This is a genomic window from Streptomyces sp. NPDC058646 (assembly GCF_042716875.1).
Lineage (GTDB): Bacteria > Actinomycetota > Actinomycetes > Streptomycetales > Streptomycetaceae > Streptomyces.
Map to the genome: position 1 here is coordinate 30218 of NZ_JBHXRK010000006.1, position 19355 is coordinate 49572.

11 protein-coding genes and 1 riboswitch are annotated in these 19355 nt (G+C 72.0%); of the genes, 2 read left to right on the forward strand and 9 right to left on the reverse strand.

What is annotated here, in order from left to right:
* Positions 1-120 precede the first annotated feature (120 nt).
* Genes ACFWUZ_RS09425 through cobG form a run of 3 tightly spaced genes read right to left on the reverse strand, consistent with a single transcriptional unit; the run spans position 121 to position 3546 of the window.
* Positions 121-1608: a precorrin-2 C(20)-methyltransferase gene (locus tag ACFWUZ_RS09425; protein ID WP_384369749.1), complete on the reverse strand. Its 1488-nt coding sequence runs from the start codon at positions 1606-1608 to the stop codon at positions 121-123.
* Positions 1605-2252, reverse strand: a complete 648-nt coding sequence (locus ACFWUZ_RS09430; RefSeq protein WP_326587246.1) for a precorrin-8X methylmutase — start codon at positions 2250-2252, stop codon at positions 1605-1607. The genes ACFWUZ_RS09425 and ACFWUZ_RS09430 overlap by 4 nt, the downstream gene beginning before the upstream one ends.
* 4 nt (positions 2253-2256) lie before the next feature.
* A complete protein-coding gene (cobG, locus tag ACFWUZ_RS09435) occupies positions 2257-3546 on the reverse strand; it encodes a precorrin-3B synthase (RefSeq protein ID WP_384369752.1) in 1290 nt (429 codons plus the stop codon).
* Positions 3547-4123: 577 nt separating this feature from the next.
* Positions 4124-4264: riboswitch (cobalamin riboswitch) on the forward strand.
* Positions 4265-4292: 28 nt separating this feature from the next.
* Here cobG and cobN point away from each other — a divergent pair.
* Both cobN and ACFWUZ_RS09445 read left to right on the forward strand, forming a co-directional pair.
* The gene (gene cobN, locus ACFWUZ_RS09440) at positions 4293-7910 is read left to right on the forward strand and encodes a cobaltochelatase subunit CobN (RefSeq protein WP_384369755.1); all 3618 of its coding nucleotides are present in this window, start codon (positions 4293-4295) and stop codon (positions 7908-7910) included.
* A gap of 610 nt (positions 7911-8520) precedes the next feature.
* Positions 8521-10746 (forward strand): germacradienol/geosmin synthase, encoded by a 2226-nt coding sequence (locus ACFWUZ_RS09445; protein WP_384369758.1) that lies wholly within the window; start codon positions 8521-8523, stop codon positions 10744-10746.
* 60 nt (positions 10747-10806) lie between these two features.
* Here the strand turns inward: ACFWUZ_RS09445 and ACFWUZ_RS09450 are convergent, their stop codons facing one another.
* From ACFWUZ_RS09450 to ACFWUZ_RS09475, 6 genes are all read right to left on the reverse strand, one after another.
* Positions 10807-12054 carry a YncE family protein gene (locus ACFWUZ_RS09450; RefSeq protein WP_384369761.1) on the reverse strand — a complete coding sequence of 416 codons (1248 nt, stop codon included), beginning with the start codon at positions 12052-12054 and terminating at the stop codon, positions 10807-10809.
* Positions 12055-12197: 143 nt separating this feature from the next.
* A complete protein-coding gene (locus tag ACFWUZ_RS09455; protein WP_384369764.1) occupies positions 12198-13352 on the reverse strand; it encodes an XdhC family protein in 1155 nt (384 codons plus the stop codon).
* Between the two features lie 80 nt (positions 13353-13432).
* The gene (locus tag ACFWUZ_RS09460; protein ID WP_384369767.1) at positions 13433-14893 is read right to left on the reverse strand and encodes an NCS2 family permease; all 1461 of its coding nucleotides are present in this window, start codon (positions 14891-14893) and stop codon (positions 13433-13435) included.
* A 331-nt stretch (positions 14894-15224) separates the two neighbouring features.
* Positions 15225-17630, reverse strand: coding sequence for a xanthine dehydrogenase subunit D (pucD, locus tag ACFWUZ_RS09465; RefSeq protein ID WP_384369770.1), 2406 nt, complete (start codon positions 17628-17630; stop codon positions 15225-15227).
* A gap of 2 nt (positions 17631-17632) precedes the next feature.
* Positions 17633-18244: a (2Fe-2S)-binding protein gene (locus ACFWUZ_RS09470; protein WP_384369773.1), complete on the reverse strand. Its 612-nt coding sequence runs from the start codon at positions 18242-18244 to the stop codon at positions 17633-17635.
* Positions 18245-18246: 2 nt separating this feature from the next.
* On the reverse strand, positions 18247-19143 hold the full coding sequence (locus tag ACFWUZ_RS09475) for a xanthine dehydrogenase family protein subunit M (protein ID WP_031151493.1): 897 nt from the start codon (positions 19141-19143) through the stop codon (positions 18247-18249).
* Positions 19144-19355 lie beyond the last annotated feature (212 nt).

Below are 19355 nucleotides of genomic sequence, written 5' to 3' on the forward strand. Positions count from 1 at the left end.
GCCGGGTGTTCGGGCGGCGGCCGGGGCGGCGCACCAGGAGTGGACGCCGACCCCGTTCGACCCGAAGGACCCGTCGATCCCGAAGTACACGGTGCCGCCCCCGAGGCAGGGGCGCGCCCCTCACCCGTAGCGGCGCGGCGTCCAGGTGAGGCGCGACCCGTCGGCCCGTTCGGTGACCTGGGTCTGTGAGGAGCCGACGAGCAGGATCGTGCGCATGTCCACCTCGGACGGCTCCAGCTCGGCGAGCGGGACGATCCGCACCGACTGCTCCGGGCCGCCGACGTCGCGCGCGACGACCACCGGGGTCTGCGGCGAGCGCAGCTCCAGCAGCAGTTCCCGGGCCTGGGCCACCTGCCAGGTACGGCTGCGGGAGCCGGGGTTGTACAGGGCGAGGACCAGATCGGCGGCGGCTGCCGTGCGCAGCCGCTCCGCGATGACCTCCCACGGCTTGAGCCGGTCGGACAGGGAGATCGTGGCGTAGTCGTGGCCGAGGGGGGCGCCCGCCGCGGCGGCCGCCGCGTTGGCGGCCGTCACCCCCGGCAGGACCCGTACGGGCACGTCCTTGTACTCGGCCTGCCCGGCGACCTCCAGGACGGCCGTGGCCATGGCGAAGACGCCGGGGTCGCCACCGGAGACCACCGCGACCCGCCGGCCGCGGCGGGCCAGGTCGAGGGCGAACTCGGCCCGCTCCGACTCCACCTTGTTGTCGGAGCCGTGCCGGATCTGGCCCGGCTTCACGGGGACCCGGTCCAGGTACGTGGTGTAGCCGACCAGCACCTCGGCGTCGGCCAGGGCCCGCCGGGTCTGCGGGGTGAGCCACAGCGGGCCGGCCGGACCCGTGCCGACGACCACGACCTCGCCGGGGCCCGACGGCACCTGTCCCGGGTTCCCGATCCGGCTGGGGACGACGGCGACGGCGAAGTACGGGACGCTCTCCGGGTCGGTGTCGGCGAGACGGCCGGTCCGCTCGCCCTCCATGGTGGCGCGCTCGACGTAACGGGCTTCGGCGAGCCGGCCGCTGTTCTCCATCGCGCCGCGCACGGCGGGGAAGGTGCGGCCGAGCTTCATCACGACCGCCGAGTCGGTGGCGGCGAGGCGGGCGGTGAGTTCCTCCTCGGGCAGGGTGCCGGGCAGGATGGTCAGGACCTCCTCGCCCTCCACGAGCGGGGTGCCCAGGCGGGCGGCGGCGGCGCTGACGGAGGTGACGCCGGGGACGACCTCGGTCTCGTACCGGTCCGCGAGCCGCTTGTGCATGTGCATGTACGAGCTGTAGAAGAGCGGGTCGCCCTCCGCCAGCACGGCCACGGTCCGGCCGGCGTCCAGGTGGACGGCCAGACGGGCCGCGGCGGACTCGTAGAACTCCTCCATCGCGCCCTGGTAGCCGCCCGGATGGTCGGTGGTCTCGGTGGTGACCGGGTAGACCAGCGGCTCCTCGATGTGGTCCGCGCGCAGATGGCCGGCGGCGATCGAGCGGGCGATGGACCGGCCGTGGCGGGCGCTGTGATAGGCGACGACGTCGGCCTCCGCGATCACCTGCACGGCGCGCAGGGTCATCAGGTTCGGGTCGCCGGGCCCCAGCCCGACCCCGTACAGCCGTCCGGCGCTCATTCGGCCACGCTCGCGATGGCGTTGACGGCGGCGGCCGCGATGGCGCTGCCGCCGCGCCGGCCGCGCACGACCAGGTGGTCGAGGCCCGACGGGTGCGCGGCGAGGGCGTCCTTGGACTCGGCGGCGCCGATGAAGCCGACGGGGACGCCGATGACGGCGGCCGGGCGCGGGGCGCCCTCCTCGATCATCTCCAGCAGCCGGAACAGGGCGGTCGGCGCGTTGCCGACGGCGATCACGGAACCCTCCAACAGGCCCCGGTCCCGCCACACCTCGAGGGCGGCGGCACTGCGGGTGGTGCCCATCTTCGCCGCGAGTTCCGGGACGGCGGGGTCGGAGAGCGTGCAGATCACGTCGTTGTCCGCGGGCAGCCGCTTGCGGGTGACGCCGCTCGCGACCATCTGCACGTCGCACAGGATCGGCGCGCCGGCCTCCAGGGCCGCGCGGGCCCGCAGCACCACCTCCGGGGTGTACCCCAGGTCCTGCGGGAGGTCGGTCATGCCGCAGGCGTGAATCATGCGCACCGCGACCTGGGCGACCGAGGCGGGCAGCCCCGAGAGGTCCGCCTCGGCGCGGATCGTGGCAAAGGACTGCCGGTAGATCGCGGCGCCGTCCTTCTCGTACTCGAACACGGTGTACTCGCTCATCTCTTCACTGCGTTGCGGACGGTGCTTCTGCTTCTTCGGAAGGTGTGCTGCGCGCGGCCGCGAGGGCGGCCGTCAGGTCGGGGTGGTCCGGTACGGGTCGGCCGTGGACGGAGAGCGCGTAGCCGGGCCCGGTGGCCACGACGTCCACCCAGGCCCTTCCCTGCGGGTGCCCGCAGCGGCGTTCGCAGCCGGACCAGTGCACGGGCAGCGGCCCGCGCGCCCGCTCCGCCGCGGCCGCCGCGTCGGCGCGTACGTCGGCCAGCGCCTTGGCGCAACCGGGGCGCCCGGTACAGGCGGTGACGTTCTCCCAGCGGCTGCCGGGGGTCACGGCCAGTCCGGCGGCCGCGAGGCGGGCCGGGCCGTCGGACGGCGCTCCGGGGACGACGACGGTGCGCCACGGGGTGATCCGCATCCCGGAACCCCCCCGTGCGGCGACCTCCGACAGCGCCCGCCACTGGCCGGCGTCCAGCCGGCCCAGCGGGGGCAGCACGCACAGGGCGCCGCCGGTCCATCCGGGCGACGGCGGCGCGGAGTACGGCCGGTGCGCCGCGGCGACCGGTGCGGCCGCGATCCCGGCCGCGGCCAGCCGTACGGCGAACTCGGCCTCGTCCAGGGCGTGTCCGGCGGGCAGCTCGCGCACCCGCCAGGCCCGGGTGCCGGCCGCATCGGCGGCGTCGAGGAAGTACTCGGCGGCGGCCAGCGCCGCCCTCGGGGCGTCGTCCCCGGCCACGGCCACGGCGCCGTCGGCGGGGCCGAGCCGCAGGAGCGCCCGGCCGTCCGGCCGTCCGAGCACGGTGACGTCCGGGCCCAGCGCGGCCACGTCGCCGCGCCCGTCGTCGAAGGCGAAGAGGAAGCGGCCGGACAGGGCGGTGACCCGTGCGTTCGCGCAGAGCAGCCGGTCCAGCTCCCGGACCCAGGGCAGCACGTCGGGCCGCCCCGGCTGTCCCTGGCCCGACAACGGCGTGGCCACGACGTTGCGCACCCGCTCGTGTCCCGGCGCGGGCAACAGCCCGGCGGAGTCCAGCAGCTGGGCCAGCCCGGCACCGCACCCTTCGCTCAGGCCGCGCACCTGCACGTTGCCGCGGGAGGTGAGCTCCAGGTGCCCGTCCCCGAACCGTTCGGCGGCGAGCCCGAGGGCGGAGGCCTGCGGGGCGGTGAGCAGCCCGCCGGGGATCCGGACCCGCGCGAGGAACCCGTCGTCCGCCGCGTGCAGGCGCAGCGCGCCGGGGCAGGCGTCACCACGGTCCCGTATGACGGGTTCGTCCCGCGTTACGGCGGAGGGCGGCTGGGGCATGGCGGCGAGCATACCCACGATTCCCACCCCTCGACCTGTGTCCACCACCACCCCGACCAGCCACCCCGCCCCGATCCCCCTCCACCGCCAGGCCCCGCCCATCCGGCCTCCGCCACCGGGCCGCGCCGAATACAGCCCTCGAACTCCGGCCCCAGCCAGATCCAGCCCACCGACACCGGCCCCGCCGAATCCAGCCCCGCCGGCATCCGAAGCGCGGGTTCCGCCGACGCCGCCCCCACCCGTCCAGCCCTCGAACGCCCGGCCCGCCGAACAGCCCGGTCGGCGCCGACCCCACCGCATCCAGCCCCGTCGGCATCCCAAGCGCGGGTTCCGCCGACGCCGCCCCCACCCGTCCAGCCCTCGAACGCCCGGCCCAGCCAAGTCCAGCCCACCGCCGCCGCCCCCGCCACATCCAGCCCCGCCGGCGTTTGAGGCGCGGGGTCCGGGGCAGAGCCCCGGCAACGGCGCCGCACCTACCGAGCACGGGCAACGGCCCGCCACGGCCAGGAACCGCCCGAGCCGGCGCAGCCCACCCGCACACCCGGCCTGGGAAAAGGCCACCTAAGATGACCTCCCGACGGACCACACGGCCCGTCGTCGCCGAGGACGGCGACAAGGGAGGAAGCCCGGTGAGATTCCGGCGCGGTCCCGCCACTGTGAACCCCGCGGAGCGATCCGCGGGGTGAGTCAGGAACTCCCGCTGTCCTCACTGCCCGGGGCGCGGAAACCCCGAGGAAGGCCGCCGCATGATCCTGCTGCTGTCGACGTCCGACACCGATCTGCTCAGCGCCCGCGCCGCGAACACGGCGGACGGCCCCGTGCCGTACCGGTTCGCGAACCCCTCCCGCCTTCCCCTGGACGACCTGCCCGGCCTCCTCGACGGCGTCGGCCTGGTCGTCGTACGCCTCCTCGGCGGCCTGCGCGCCTGGCAGGACGGCCTCGACCTGCTCCTCGCCCCCGGGCAGACCCGCCCGGTCGTGGTCCTGACCGGCGAACAGGCCCCGGACGCCCAGCTGATGGAGGCCTCGACGGTCCCGATCGGCATCGCGGCCGAAGCCCACGGCTACCTCGCGCACGGCGGCCCCGCCAACCTGGACCAGCTGGCCCGGTTCCTCTCCGACACGGTGCTCCTCACGGGCCACGGCTTCGAGCCGCCCGCCGCCTCCCCCACCTGGGGCCCGCTGGAGCGCACCCCGCAGCGGACCGAGGGCCCCCGGGTCGCCGTGCTGTACTACCGCGCCCACCAGATGAGCGGCAACACCGCCTTCGTGCACACCCTGTGCGAGGCCGTCGAGGCGAAGGGCGCGCAGGCGCTCCCCCTCTACGTCTCCTCGCTGCGCACCCCGGAGCCGGAACTGCTGACCGCGCTGGAGGGTGTCGACGCGGTCGTCACCACCGTGCTCGCGGCCGGCGGCACCCGCCCCGCCACCGCCTCGGCGGGCGGGGACGACGAGTCCTGGGACGCGGGCGCGCTCGCCTCCCTCGGCGTGCCGATCCTGCAGGCGCTGTGCCTGACGGGCTCGCGCAGCAACTGGGAGGAGAACGACGAGGGGCTGTCCCCCCTCGACGCCGCCACCCAGGTGGCCGTGCCCGAGTTCGACGGCCGCCTGATCACCGTCCCGTTCTCCTTCAAGGAGCTCGACGAGGACGGCCTGCCCGCGTACGTGGCCGACCCCGAGCGGGCCGCCCGGGTCGCGGGGATCGCCGTACGCCACGCCCGGCTGCGGCACATCGACCGCCGCGACAAGAAGGTCGCGCTGGTCCTCTCCGCCTACCCCACCAAGCACTCCCGCATCGGCAACGCCGTGGGTCTCGACACCCCGGCGAGCGCCGTCGAGCTGCTGCGGACGCTGATCTCCGGCGGCTACGACTTCGGTCCCGTCGAGGACGTCCCCGGCCTCGTCTCCGGTGACGGCGACGAGCTGATCCGCGCCCTGATCGAGGCCGGCGGCCACGACCAGGAGTGGCTCACGCAGGAGCAGCTGGCCCGCAACCCGGTCCGTATCCCGGCCGCCGACTACCGGCGCTGGTTCGCCGAGCTCCCGGCCGACCTGCGCGAGAGCGTCGAGGAGCACTGGGGGGAGGCCCCCGGTTCCATGTTCGTGGACCACTCGGCCAACCCGGAGGGCGACATCGTCCTGGCGGCCCTGCGCCGCGGGAACCTGCTGGTCCTGATCCAGCCGCCGCGCGGCTTCGGCGAGAACCCGATCGCGATCTACCACGACCCGGACCTGCCGCCCTCGCACCACTACCTGGCCGCGTACCGGTGGATCCAGGCGCGTGCGGAGGACGGCGGCTTCGGCGCCGACGCGATGATCCACCTGGGCAAGCACGGCAACCTGGAGTGGCTGCCCGGCAAGAACGCGGGGCTGTCCGCTTCCTGCGCCCCGGACGCCGCCCTCGGTGACCTGCCCCTCATCTACCCGTTCCTGGTCAACGACCCGGGCGAGGGCACCCAGGCCAAGCGGCGCGTGCACGCCACCCTGGTCGACCACCTCGTTCCCCCCATGGCCCGGGCCGAGTCGTACGGCGACATCGCCCGCCTGGAGCAGCACCTGGACGAGTACGCGCAGATCTCCGCGATGGACCCGGCGAAGCTCCCCGCGATCCGGGCGCAGATCTGGACCCTGATCCAGGCCGCGAAGCTGGACCACGACCTGGGGCTGGAGGAGCGCCCGGACGACGAGGGCTTCGACGACTTCCTGCTGCACGTCGACGGCTGGCTGTGCGAGGTCAAGGACGCCCAGATCCGCGACGGGCTGCACGTCCTGGGCGGCGCCCCGACCGGCCCCGCCCGCGTCAACCTGGTGCTCGCCATCCTGCGCGCCCGCCAGATCTGGGGCGGTACGACGGCCCTGCCCGGCCTGCGCGAGGCCCTCGGACTGGACGAGTCCGCGGCCACCCGTACCTCGGCGGACGCCGTCGAGGAGGCGGCCCGTGCGCTGGTGCAGGCGATGGAGGACGCGGACTGGTCGCCGGACGCGGTGCCCTCGGTCGCGGCGGGCCACCCGGCCCCGGTCGCGGACGTCCTGTCCTTCGCGGCCCGCGAGGTGGTCCCGCGGCTGGCGGGCACGGTGGACGAGATCGCCCACGTGGTCGCCGCCCTGGACGGCGGGTTCGTCCCGGCGGGCCCCTCGGGCTCCCCGCTGCGCGGTCTCGTCAACGTGCTCCCCACCGGCCGGAACTTCTACTCGGTGGACCCGAAAGCCGTCCCCTCCCGCCTCGCGTGGGAGACCGGCCAGGCGCTCGCCGAGTCCCTGCTGACCCGCTACCGCACGGACAACGGCGAGTGGCCGGCCTCCGTCGGCCTGTCCCTGTGGGGCACCAGCGCGATGCGCACCTCGGGCGACGACGTGGCGGAGGCCCTGTCGCTGCTGGGGATCCGTCCCGTCTGGGACGAGGCCTCGCGCCGTGTGACCGGCCTGGAGCCGGTCCCGCTGGAGGAGCTGGGCCGGCCGCGCATCGACGTCACCCTGCGCATCTCGGGGTTCTTCCGCGACGCGTTCCCGCACGTGATCGGCCTGCTGGACGACGCGGTACGGCTCGCGGCCTCCCTGGACGAGCCCGCGGAGCAGAACTTCGTCCGGGCCCACGCCCAGGCGGACCTGGCCGAGCACGGTGACGAGCGGCGCGCGACGACCCGTATCTTCGGCTCGCGGCCGGGTACGTACGGTGCGGGCATCCTGCAGCTGATCGACTCCCGGGACTGGCGCACGGACGCGGACCTCGCGGAGGTCTACACGGTGTGGGGCGGGTACGCGTACGGCCGCGGTCTCGAAGGGCGCCCCGCCCGGGAGGAGATGGAGACGGCCTACCGGCGCATCACGGTCGCGGCGAAGAACACCGACACCCGCGAGCACGACATCGCGGACTCGGACGACTACTTCCAGTACCACGGCGGCATGGTGGCCACCGTCCGCGCGCTGCGCGGCACGGCTCCGGAGGCGTACATCGGAGACTCCACCCGCCCGGAGACGGTCAAGACCCGCACCCTGGTCGAGGAGACCAGCCGGGTCTTCCGCGCCCGCGTCGTGAACCCGAAGTGGATCGAGGCGATGCGCCGCCACGGCTACAAGGGCGCCTTCGAGCTCGCGGCGACCGTGGACTACCTGTTCGGCTACGACGCCACGACGGGCGTGGTCGCGGACTGGATGTACGACAAGCTCACCGAGACGTACGTGCTCGACCCGGAGAACCGCGCCTTCCTGGAGGAGGCGAACCCCTGGGCCCTGCACGGGATCGCGGAGCGCCTGCTGGAGGCCGAGTCCCGCGGCATGTGGGAGAAGCCCGACGCCCAGGTCCTCGAAGCCCTGCGCCAGGTCTACCTGGACACCGAGGGCAACCTGGAGGGCGAAGCGGAGTGACGGGGACCCGTCCCGTGGCAGCTGCCGCTCCCGCGGCTGCCGCCGGACGGGTCGTCCCGGCCCCGGCCGGGTGCACGGCGGAGCCGCCGCCGTGTCGGCCGGGCCGCCGTCGCCGATGAGGACGCGGCCGGCCGGCTCCGTCCCGGGGAGCGCGGGGCCGGCCGGTCCCGGTGGCAGGTCGGCCCGCGGGGCGGAGGGGTGCCGTCGGCGCGACTGCTGCGGTCGTCCGGGGCGGTGTGCCCGTACCTCCAGTCGGTGAGCGGGCGGGTCTCGGCCGGTTCCCCGGCCGTCGCCTGCTACACCCGTGCAGGGCGTGGCGGGATCGCACCGGGTACCGACGACCGGGACGGGGCCCGAGGCGGGTCCGTTCCACGGGCCGCCACGTGGTCGGCGGCACGGCCGGTGCGTCCGTTCGCGGCGGAGCACCCGGCGGCCGCGCAGGCCCCTCCTATCCCGTGCGGGACCCCCACGGCGCGGAACGGTCCTGGCGTCACCTGAAGCAGTGAACTCCCCCTTATCCCAGGGGCGCCAGGGGTAGGGCACTGCTGATCTCGTGCGGGGGGCCGGGCCACCGGACTCCCGCACCCATGGACGAAAGGCCCACCCAGCCGTGACGCAGCCGTTTCAACTGCCGGATTTCTATGTGCCTTATCCGGCGCGCCTGAACCCCCACCTGGAGGACGCGCGGGTCCACACCAAGCAATGGGCGCGCGCCCTGGGGATGCTGGAGGGCTCCGGTGTGTGGGAGGAGAGCGACCTCGACTCGCACGACTACGCGCTGCTCTGCGCCTACACCCATCCGGACTGCGACAGCGAGGCGTTGTCGCTCGTCACCGACTGGTACGTGTGGGTCTTCTTCTTCGACGACCACTTCCTGGAGATGTACAAGCGCTCCCAGGACCGCGAGGGCGCCCGCGACTACCTCGACAAGCTCGCCGCCTTCATGCCGATGGACCTGGCCGACGGCTTCCCGCAGGCCACCAACCCGGTGGAGGCCGGTCTCGCCGACCTGTGGGAACGCACCGTACCGGCGATGTCCATGGACTGGAGGGAACGGTTCTCCGAGAGCACGAAGAACCTGCTCAACGAGTCCATGTGGGAGCTCGCCAACATCAACATCGGGCGCGTGGCGAACCCGCTCGAATACATCGAGATGCGCCGCAAGGTCGGCGGGGCCCCCTGGTCGGCCGGCCTGATCGAGTACGTCTCCGCCGAGGTCCCGGCCCGGATCGCGCACGCCCGCCCGCTGGCCGTGCTGCGCGACGCCTTCTCCGACGCCGTGCACATCAGGAACGACATCTTCTCCTACCAGCGCGAGGTCGCGGACGAGGGCGAACTCTCCAACGCCGTCCTGGTCCTGGAGACCTTCCTCGACTGCACCACCCAGGAGGCCGCCGACGCCTCCAACGACCTGCTGACCTCCCGGCTCCAGCAGTTCGAGCACACCGCGCTCTCCGAGATCCCGCAGCTGATCGCCGACCACGGGCTGGATCCGGCCGAGACCGCCGCGATCCTGGCCTACGCCAAGGGGCTCCAGGACTGGCAGTCCGGCGGCCACGAATGGCACATGGTCTCCAGCCGCTACATGAACAAGGAGGCCCGGTCCACCACGGCGGTCACGCTGCCCTTCCTGCCGGCCGGCCCGGGCACCGCGGCGCTGGACCTCCGCTCGGTGTTCGCGGCCCGCGCGATGGAGCTGCGCCGCCGCTCCTTCACGCACGTCCCGTTCGAGAAGACCGGTCCGTCCGTGATCCCGGACATCTACATGCCGTTCCCCCTGACCCTCAGCCCGCACCACGGCCACGCCCTGGAGGAATCGGTCGCCTGGGCCCGGCGGATGGGCCTGCTGGACGCCCAGCCCGGCGACCCGGCCTCCGCGATCTGGGACGAACAGCGGGTGCGCGGCTTCGACTTCGCGCTGTGCTCAGCCGGTCTCGACCCGGACGCCACCCCGGAGCAGCTGGCCCTGAACGCGTGCTGGCTGACCTGGGGCACGTACGGGGACGACTACTACCCGGTGGCGTTCGCCCAGAGGAAGGACCTCCCCGCGGCCAAGGCGGCCACCGCCCGGCTGATCACCATGATCCCGGTGGACCATTCCGAGCAGCCGGAGCCGCTCACCGCGATGGAACGGGCGCTCGCCGACCTGTGGGTGCGCACGACCACGGCGATGGCCGCCGAGCACCGGGAGGAGTTCCGCACCTGTCTGGTCACCATGCTGCAGAGCTGGGTGTGGGAGGTGGACAACTCGATCGCCAACCGGATCCCGGACCCGGTGGACTACGCGGAGATGCGGCGCCACACCTTCGGCAGCGAACTCACCATGTACCTGTGCCGGCTGGGCCTGTCCGGCCGGGGCATCCCGGAGGAGATCTACGCCTCGGGGGTGATCCGCTCCCTGGAGAACGCGGCGATGGACACCGCCTGCCTGATCAACGACGTCTTCTCCTACCAGAAGGAGATCGAGGTGGAGGGCGAGGTGCACAACCACGTGCTCGTCACCCGGAACTTCTTCGACATCGGCTACCCCGAGGCGCTGCGCATCTGCCATGCCCTGATGACCCAGCGCACCGAGGAGTTCGAGCACATCGTGGCCACCCAGCTGCCGGTGCTGTACGACGACTGGCAGCTGGACCGGGAGGCCCGGGCCGGGCTCGACGCCTATGTGCGGGAACTCCAGGACTGGCTGGCCGGGATCCTCAACTGGCATCAGAAGTGCCGCCGTTACCGCGAGGAGGACCTGCACCGCCTGCCCACGGGCCCGGCACTGGCCGGCCGGTCCCCGGGGTTCGGGATGGCGGCGGCGAGGATCTCCTACGCCGGCCGGGGCCTTTAGCCGGGCCGGACGGGCCGCACCGGGGCCGGACGGGCCCCGGTGCGTCCGGCCCCCGGCGCCCTACTTCCCCGGCCAGGCGGCGGGGACGTGGCCGAGCCGGATGCGCTGCGGGTGGTCGCCGACGGGGACGGACACGCGGGCGGTGCCCGTGGCGAAGTCGATGGCGGTGACGCGGTCGGATCCGCTCTCGGAGATCACGCAGGCGGTTCCGTCGCCGTTCACGGTCGCCCAGTACGGCTTGGCGGCGGGCACGAGGGGTCCCTCGGTGAGCGTGGCGCGGTCCACCACGGTGGCGTAGTCGTCCATGGTGCCCGCCACGCAGAGCTTGGTCCCGTCCGGGCTCATGGACAGGCCGTGGTGGCGGGAGTCGTTGACCCAGGTGGTGCGGTCGGTGCTGGTGGCCGGGTTCGCGGGGAGGTCCTTGATCCGGGTGATCCGGTCGGTGGCGACGTCGTACTCCAGGAAGCCGGTGAAGAACGACACCTGGAAGTAGAGCTTCGACTCGTCGGGGCTGAAGGAGACGGGCCGCACCGCGTCGGACAGGTCGGGGCGGCCGAAGGCGTCGAGCCGTTCCCGCATGTCGATCACCCGGACGGTGCGGAAGGTCCGCGCGTCGACCACGGTGATCTTCCGGTCGCCCTTCGTCCAGTCCAGCCAGGGTGCGTCGAGGGCGGTGTTCACCTCGCCGATCGAGCTGTTCCACAGGAACCTGCCGTCACGGGTGAAGGTGTTCTCGTGGGGCTTGTCGCCGGTCCTGAAGGAACCGAGCTGGCGGCCGTCGGCGATGTCCAGGACGTGCACGGTGTTGGAGGTGGAGGCCGAGACCGCGACGCGCGTGCCGTCCGGGGAGACCGCCATGTGGTCGGAGCGGTATCCGGACACAGGGAAACGCCAGTTGATCCGGCCGGAGGCCACGTCGATCGATACGACGTCGGCGAAGCTGGGGCGGGAGACGACGACCGCGGAGCCGTCCGGGGTGGAGTACATGTCGTCCACGAACTGGTCGTGCCCCTCGCCGGCGGACTCCCGGATGCCCAGGAAGTACGCGAGTTTCACCGGGTTGAGGTGGATCTCCCACAGGCGCTCCGCCTTGTCGGGGACGACATCGATGCGGCCGACCCGGGCGAGGTCGCCGGTCGAGGCGAGGACGTCGGCGGTCCCCTCCCAGTTGTTCCCGACGAACAGCACCTCGCGCAGTCCGCCCCCGGGAGCGGAGGCGGCAGCGGGAGCCGGCGCGGTGGCGGCGGCTGCGGCGGTCAGCAGGGTGGCCGCGACCAGCGCGCCCAGGGTGCGGAGGGTACGTGACATCCGTTCAACTCCGGTGTGAGGGAGGGAGGGAGAGGGTGCCTCCTGTTACCGGCCGGTAAAATAGGCGGAACGCCGAAAGGGCGCAACCCCCAGGGGGGTGGCGCCCTCGCGTGTCACGTCCCGCCGTCAGCGGGTTCCGCTCTTCAAGCGACCGAGCCTATGCGGCTGATCACCCTCTTGTGGGAGACGTCGGGGTGGATCGGTATGTGCGCGCCGGTGAGGGCCGCCCCGGTGCCGCCGCGGCGGTTGGCCACGATCTCCGCGGCGATGGACAGCGCGGTCTCCTCCGGGGAGCGGGCGCCGAGGTCCAGGCCGATCGGGGAGCGCAGCCGGGCCAGTTCCAGCTCGCTCACCCCGACCTCGCGGAGCCGCTTGTTGCGGTCCTCGTGGGTGCGCCGGGAGCCCATGGCGCCCACGTAGGCGACGGGAAGCCTGAGGGCCAGTTCGAGGAGCGGGACGTCGAACTTGGCGTCGTGGGTGAGCACGCACAGGACGGTCCGGCCGTCCACGTCGGTGCGCTCCAGGTAACGGTGCGGCCAGTCGACGACGATCTCGTCCGCCTCGGGGAAACGGTTCTTCGTCGCGAACACGGGCCGCGCGTCGCACACCGTCACCCGGTAGCCGAGGAACTTGCCGATCCGCACGAGGGCGGACGCGAAGTCGATGGCGCCGAAGACGATCATCCGCGGGGGCGGGACGCTGGACTCGACCAGGACCTTCAGCGGCTCTCCGCAGAGCCTGCCGTCGGCGCCGATCTCCAGCAGGCCGGTCCTGCCCGCGTCGAGCATGGCGCGGGCCTCCTCGGCGATGGTGCGGTCCAGCTCGGGGTGTCCGCCGAAACCGCCCTCGGGGGCGCCTTCGGTACGGACGAGCACGGCGCGGCCCATCAGCTCGGCCGGGCCTTCGGCGATCCGGGCGACCGCCGCCGCCTCCCCCCGGGCGGCGGCGGCCAGGCCGGCCGCGAGCACCTCCCGTACGGGAGAACCCACGGGGACCGGGGTCACGAGGATGTCGATGATCCCGCCGCAGGTCAGACCGACGGCGAAGGCGTCGTCGTCGCTGTACCCGAAGCGCTCGGTGACGGTCTCGCCGTCCTCCAGCGCCTGCCGGCACAGCTCGTACACCGCACCCTCCACGCATCCACCGGATACCGAACCGATGGCCGTGCCCTCGCTGTCGACGGCGAGCGCGGCCCCGGGCTGCCTGGGCGCGCTCCCGCCGACCGCCACCACCGTGGCGACGGCGAAGTCACGTCCCTGCTCGACCCACCGGTTCAGTTCTTCGGCGATGTCCAGCATGGGGGCCTCCTCGGAGAGGTTCGGTTTCCAGTATCGGATACGTGGAGGGTGCGTTTTCGTACGGTTCACGACCGGCCGGGTCAGTGGACCCCGAGCCAGCCCTCGATCGGGTTGAGGGCGAAGAAGACCACGAAGATCGCGGTCAGCGCCCACATGAAGGCGCCGATCTCGCGGGCCTTGCCCTGGGCGACCTTGATGGCCACGTAGGAGATGACACCGGCGGCGACACCAGCGGTGATCTGGTAGGTGAACGGCATGATCACGACGGTCAGGAAGACCGGGATCGCGGTCGCGCTGTCGGACCAGTCCACGTGGCGGGCGTTCTGCATCATCATCGCGCCGATGACGACCAGGGCCGCGGAGGCGACCTCACCCGGGACCACCTGGGTGATCGGGGTGAAGAAGAGGCAGGCGGCGAAGAACAGGCCGGTGACGACGGAGGCGAGACCTGTGCGGGCACCCTCACCGACGCCGGTGGCGGACTCGACGAACACGGTCTGGCCGGAGCCGCCCGCGACACCACCGATGGCGCCACCGGCGCCGTCGATGAACAGGGCCTTGGACAGGCCCGGCATGCGGCCCTTGTCGTCGGCCAGCTTGGCCTCGGTGCCGACGCCGATGATGGTGGCCATCGCGTCGAAGAAGCCGGCGAGCACGAGGGTGAAGACGATCATGCCGATCGTCATGGCGCTGACGTCGCCCCAGCCGCCGAAGGAGACGTCACCGAAGAGCGAGAAGTCGGGCATCGAGACCGCGGACCCCGAGAGCTCCGGCGGGCCGTTCCTCCAGGCCTTCGGGTCGATGTCCACGATGACGTTGAGGATGGCGGCGAGGATGGTGCCGCCGACGATGCCGATCAGGATCGCGCCGGGAACCTTGCGGGCCTGCAGCATGAAGATGGCGAGCAGGGTGACGCAGAAGAGCAGGACGGGCCAGCCGGCGAGCTCGCCGCCCGGACCGAGGGTGACGGGGCCGCCCACCTGCGAGGGGTGGACGAAGCCGGCCTTGACGAGGCCGATGAGGGCAACGAACAGACCGATGCCCATGGTGATCGCGTGCTTGAGCGCGAGCGGGATCGCGTTCATGATCATCTCTCGGAGGCCGGTGACGACCAGGAGACAGATCACGACGCCGTACATCACGCACATGCCCATGGCCTGCGGCCAGGTCATCTGGGGGGCGACCTGCGAGGCGAGCACGCCGGAGACGGAGAGCCCGGCGGCCAGGGCCAGGGGCACCTTGCCGACGAATCCCATGAGCAGCGTGGTCAGGGCCGCCGCGAAGGCGGTGGCCGTGATCAGAGCGGCGGGGCTCATGGTGTTTCCGGCGACGTCCTTGCCGGAGAGGATCAGGGGGTTGAGCAGAAGGATGTACGCCATCGCCATGAAGGTCGTGATACCGCCACGAACCTCGTTGCCGACGTTGGATCCTCTGTGGGTGATGTGAAAGTACCGGTCGAGCCAAGAACGTCCGGCGGGGTTGCGAGAGCCGTCGCCGGCCTCTTCCGCGGTGGTCTTGGGCTCCACTGACGATTGGGTCATGGTGCCTAACTCCCAAGGTTCAAAGGGGCACCCGCGTGGGGATTGGAGACTGCGGGATTTGGGATGCTGCGTTTGGCTGCACGACCCGGGGTGACGGCCCGAGGCGACGCGAAATGTGCACTGCGTGTACTGCGGGTACTGCGGGGGTTACCGCTTGGTACTCATGGCGGGGGGGTTTCTGCAGGGGTACTGCCAGGTGAAGGGACCGCGAGCGGTGCGGTGCTTCGTATGTACTCCGGGCGGTGCGCAGTGAAGTGTGACGTTCCCATGTCGCACCGCCCGGAGAGTCTGAGGGGGTCCGGAGGCCTCGCGGCCCCCGGACCACGCCGTCCTAGAGGGTCCCGGTGAGGGCTTCCGGACGGATCGGCGTCTTGTTGAGCTCGAGACCGGTCGCCTGCCGGATCGCCGCGAGGACGGCCGGGGTGGACGAGAGGGTCGGGGCCTCGCCCATACCGCGCAGGCCGTACGGCGCGTTCGGGTCGGCGAGCTCCAGGACGTCGACCGGGATGGTCGGGGTGTCCAGGATGGTCGGGATCAGGTAGTCCGTGAAGGAGGGGTTGCGCACCTTCGCGGTCTTCGGGTCCACGATGATCTCTTCCATGATCGCGACGCCGAGGCCCTGGGTGGTACCACCCTGGATCTGGCCGACCACGGAGAGCATGTTCAGGGCCTTGCCGACGTCCTGGGCGGTCGCCAGCTCGACGACCTTGACCAGGCCCAGCTCGGTGTCCACCTCCACGACCGCGCGGTGCGCGGCGAAGGTGTACTGGACGTGACCGTCGCCCTGGCCGGTCTTCAGGTCGAAGGGGACCGTCGGACGGTGGCGGAACTCGAGTTCGAGGTCGATCGCGTCCTCGCCCTCGAGGACGTCGGCCAGGTCCGCGAGGACCTCGCCGCCGTCGGTGACGACCTTGCCGCCTTCGAGCAGCAGCTCGGCGGTGGCCCACGCGGGGTGGTAGGAGCCGTTCTTGCGGCGCCCGATCTCCAGGACGGCCTCGCGCACGGCCTCACAGGTGTTCTTCACCGCGCCACCGGTCATGTACGTCTGCCGCGAGGCGGACGTGGAACCGGCGGAGCCGACCTGGGTGTCGGCCGGGTGGATGGTCACCTGCGTGACGCCCAGCTCCGTACGGGCGATCTGCGCGTGGACGGTGACACCGCCCTGGCCGACCTCCGCCATGGCCGTGTGGACCATCGCGACGGGCTCGCCGTTGATGACCTCCAGGCGCACGCGGGCGGTGGAGTAGTCGTCGAAGCCCTCGGAGAAGCCGACGTTCTTGATGCCGACCGCGTAGCCGACGCCGCGGACGACGCCCTCGCCGTGGGTGGTGTTGGAGAGGCCACCCGGCAGCGCGCGGACGTCCGCACCCTCGCCGGCGCTCTCCCACTGGCGCTCCGGCGGCAGCGGGCGGGACTTGACCCGGCGCAGCAGCTCGGCGACGGGCGCCGGGGAGTCCACGACCTGGCCGGTGGGCATGATCGTGCCCATCTCCATGGCGTTCAGCTGGCGGAACTCGACCGGGTCCATGCCCAGCTTCGCCGCGAGCTTGTCCATCTGGGCCTCGTACGCGAAGCAGGCCTGGACGGCGCCGAAGCCGCGCATCGCGCCGCAGGGCGGGTTGTTCGTGTAGAGGGCGATCGCCTCGATGTCGACGTCTTCGATGACGTACGGGCCGACCGACAGCGAGGAGGCGTTGCCCACGACCGCCGGGGAAGCGGACGCGTACGCGCCGCCGTCCAGGACGATCTTGCACTTCATGTGCGTGAGCTTGCCGTCCTTGGTGGCGCCGTGCTCGTAGTAGAGCTTCGCCGGGTGGCGGTGCACGTGGCCGAAGAAGGACTCGAACCGGTTGTAGACGATCTTGACCGGCTTGTTCGTGGCCAGGGCGAGGAGGCAGGCGTGGATCTGCATCGAGATGTCCTCGCGACCACCGAAGGCACCGCCGACGCCGGAGAGCGTCATGCGCACCTTCTCCTCGGGGAGACCGAGGACGGGGGCGATCTGCTTGAGGTCCGAGTGCAGCCACTGGGTGGCGACGTAGAGGTCGACACCGCCGTCCTCGGACGGCACGGCCATGCCGGACTCCGGGCCGAGGAAGGCCTGGTCCTGCATGCCGAAGGTGTACTCGCCCTCGACGATCACGTCGGCGCGCTTGCGGGCCTCTTCCACGTTGCCGCGGATGATCGGCTGGCGGTGCACGATGTTCGGGTGCGGGACGTGACCGGAGTGGTGGTCGTCGCGGCCCTCGTGGATCAGCGGCGCGTCGGGGGCCAGGGCGGAGGCCTCGTCCGTGACGAGCGGCAGCTCGCGGTAGTCGATCTTGATCTTGGCGGCCGCGCGGCGGGCGGTCTCCGGGTGGTCGGCGGCCACGAGGGCGACCGGCTCACCGTGGTGGCGTACCCGGCCGTTGGCCAGCACCGGGGTGTCCTGGATCTCCAGGCCGTAGTTCTTCATCTCGGCCGGCAGGTCGTCGTACGTCAGCACCGAGTAGACGCCGGGCATCGCCAGGGCCTCGGAGATGTCGATCGAGGCGATCTCGGCGTGCGCGACGGTGCTGCGCAGGGTCTGGCCCCACAGCATGTCCTCGTGCCACAGGTCCGAGGAGTACGCGAACTCACCGGTGACCTTGAGGGTGCCGTCCGGGCGCAGCGTGGACTCGCCGATGCCGCCCTTGTTGTGCTTCTGCGTGACGTTGGTCGGCGTACCCGCCGGAACGGTGCGCGTGTTCTGAGCCATGGTCAGACCGCCTCTGCCTGACGGGCGGCCGCGAGGCGGACCGCGTCGAGGATCTTCTCGTAGCCGGTGCAGCGGCACAGGTTGCCGGACAGGGCCTCACGGATGTCCTGGTCGGACGGGGAGGAGTTCTCCTCCAGCAGCGCGTCGGCCTGGACCAGGAGGCCCGGGGTGCAGAAACCGCACTGGACGGCGCCGGCGTCGATGAACGCCTGCTGGATGTTGGAGAGCTCGACGCCCTCGCCGGTCTGCGAGTCGCCGGACCCGTGCGCCTGCCACTGCTTGGCCGCGTCCAGGGAGACGCCGCCCTTGCTGCCGCAGCCGCCGCCGGTGCCGCAGGCACCGCCGTGGCCGTGCTCCTCGCGCTGCTTGGCGAACTCCGCGAGGCCCTCGACGGTCACGACGTCGCGACCCTCGACCTGGCCGGCCGCCACCAGGCAGGAACAGACCGGCACGCCGTCGAGACGGACGGTGCAGGAACCGCACTCGCCCTGCTCGCAGGCGTTCTTCGAACCGGGCAGGCCCAGACGCTCACGCAGGACGTAGAGAAGGGACTCGCCCTCCCACACGTCGTCGGCTTCCTGCTGACGACCGTTGACAGTGAAATTGACGCGCATGGTTACGCAGCCCCTTCAAGCGAGCGGCCGTTGCCGGTACCGCGGTACTGCTCCCACGTCCAGACCAGCTGGCGGCGAGCCATGATGCCGACCGCGTGACGGCGGTACTTCGCCGTGCCGCGGACGTCGTCGATCGGGTTGGCCGCGCCGGAGGCGAGGTCACCGAACTGCTTGGCGATCGACGGGGTGATGACCTTGCCGGACTCCCAGAAGCCGCCCTCTTCGAGCGCGGCGTTCAGGAACTCCTCCGCGGCCTTCGCCCGGATCGGGGTCGGCGCGGCCGAACCGATTCCGGTGCGGACCGTACGGGTCTCCGGGTGCAGCGCCAGACCGAAGGCGCAGACCGCGATGACCATCGCGTTGCGGGATCCGACCTTGGAGTACTGCTGCGGACCGTCGGCCTTCTTGATGTGGACGGTCTTGATGAGCTCGTCGGCGGCCAGCGCGTTGCGCTTGACGCCGGTGTAGAACTCGTCGATCGGGATCAGGCGGGAGCCGCGTACGGACTCCACCTCGACCTCGGCGCCCGCTGCGAGCAGCGCCGGGTGGGAGTCACCGGCCGGCGAGGCGCAACCGAGGTTGCCGCCGACGCCGCCGCGGTTACGGATCTGGGGGGACGCGACCGTGTGCGAGGCGAGCGCGAGTCCCGGAAGCTCCGTGCGGAGGTTCTCCATGATCTGGGTGTACGGGACGGAGGCGCCCAGGCGCACCACGTCCTCACCGACCTCCCACTCCCGCAGGAGACCGATGCGGTTCAGGTCCAGGAGGTACTCCGGCCGACGGTGGTCGAAGTTGATCTCGACCATCACATCGGTGCCACCCGCAATCGGCACAGCTGTGGGGAACTCGGCCTTAGCGGCGAGCGCCTCCTCCCAGCTGGCGGGGCGAAGGAAGTCCATGTACGGCTCTCTTCTTCTTCATCGGGTCGTTCACTTCAAGCCAGGAGGCCTAAGGACCCTCGACTGGTCGTTCACGTGCTGTTAACGCGGTGTGGACTCAGTACACCGGCCGCCTGTCCCCCGGGTGCAGTCACCGAAACCATGAAGGAGTTGGCTGGCGACCTCCCTCGTCTTGTAGATTCGTATGAAAGGCAGGATGCGACGACCTGCCC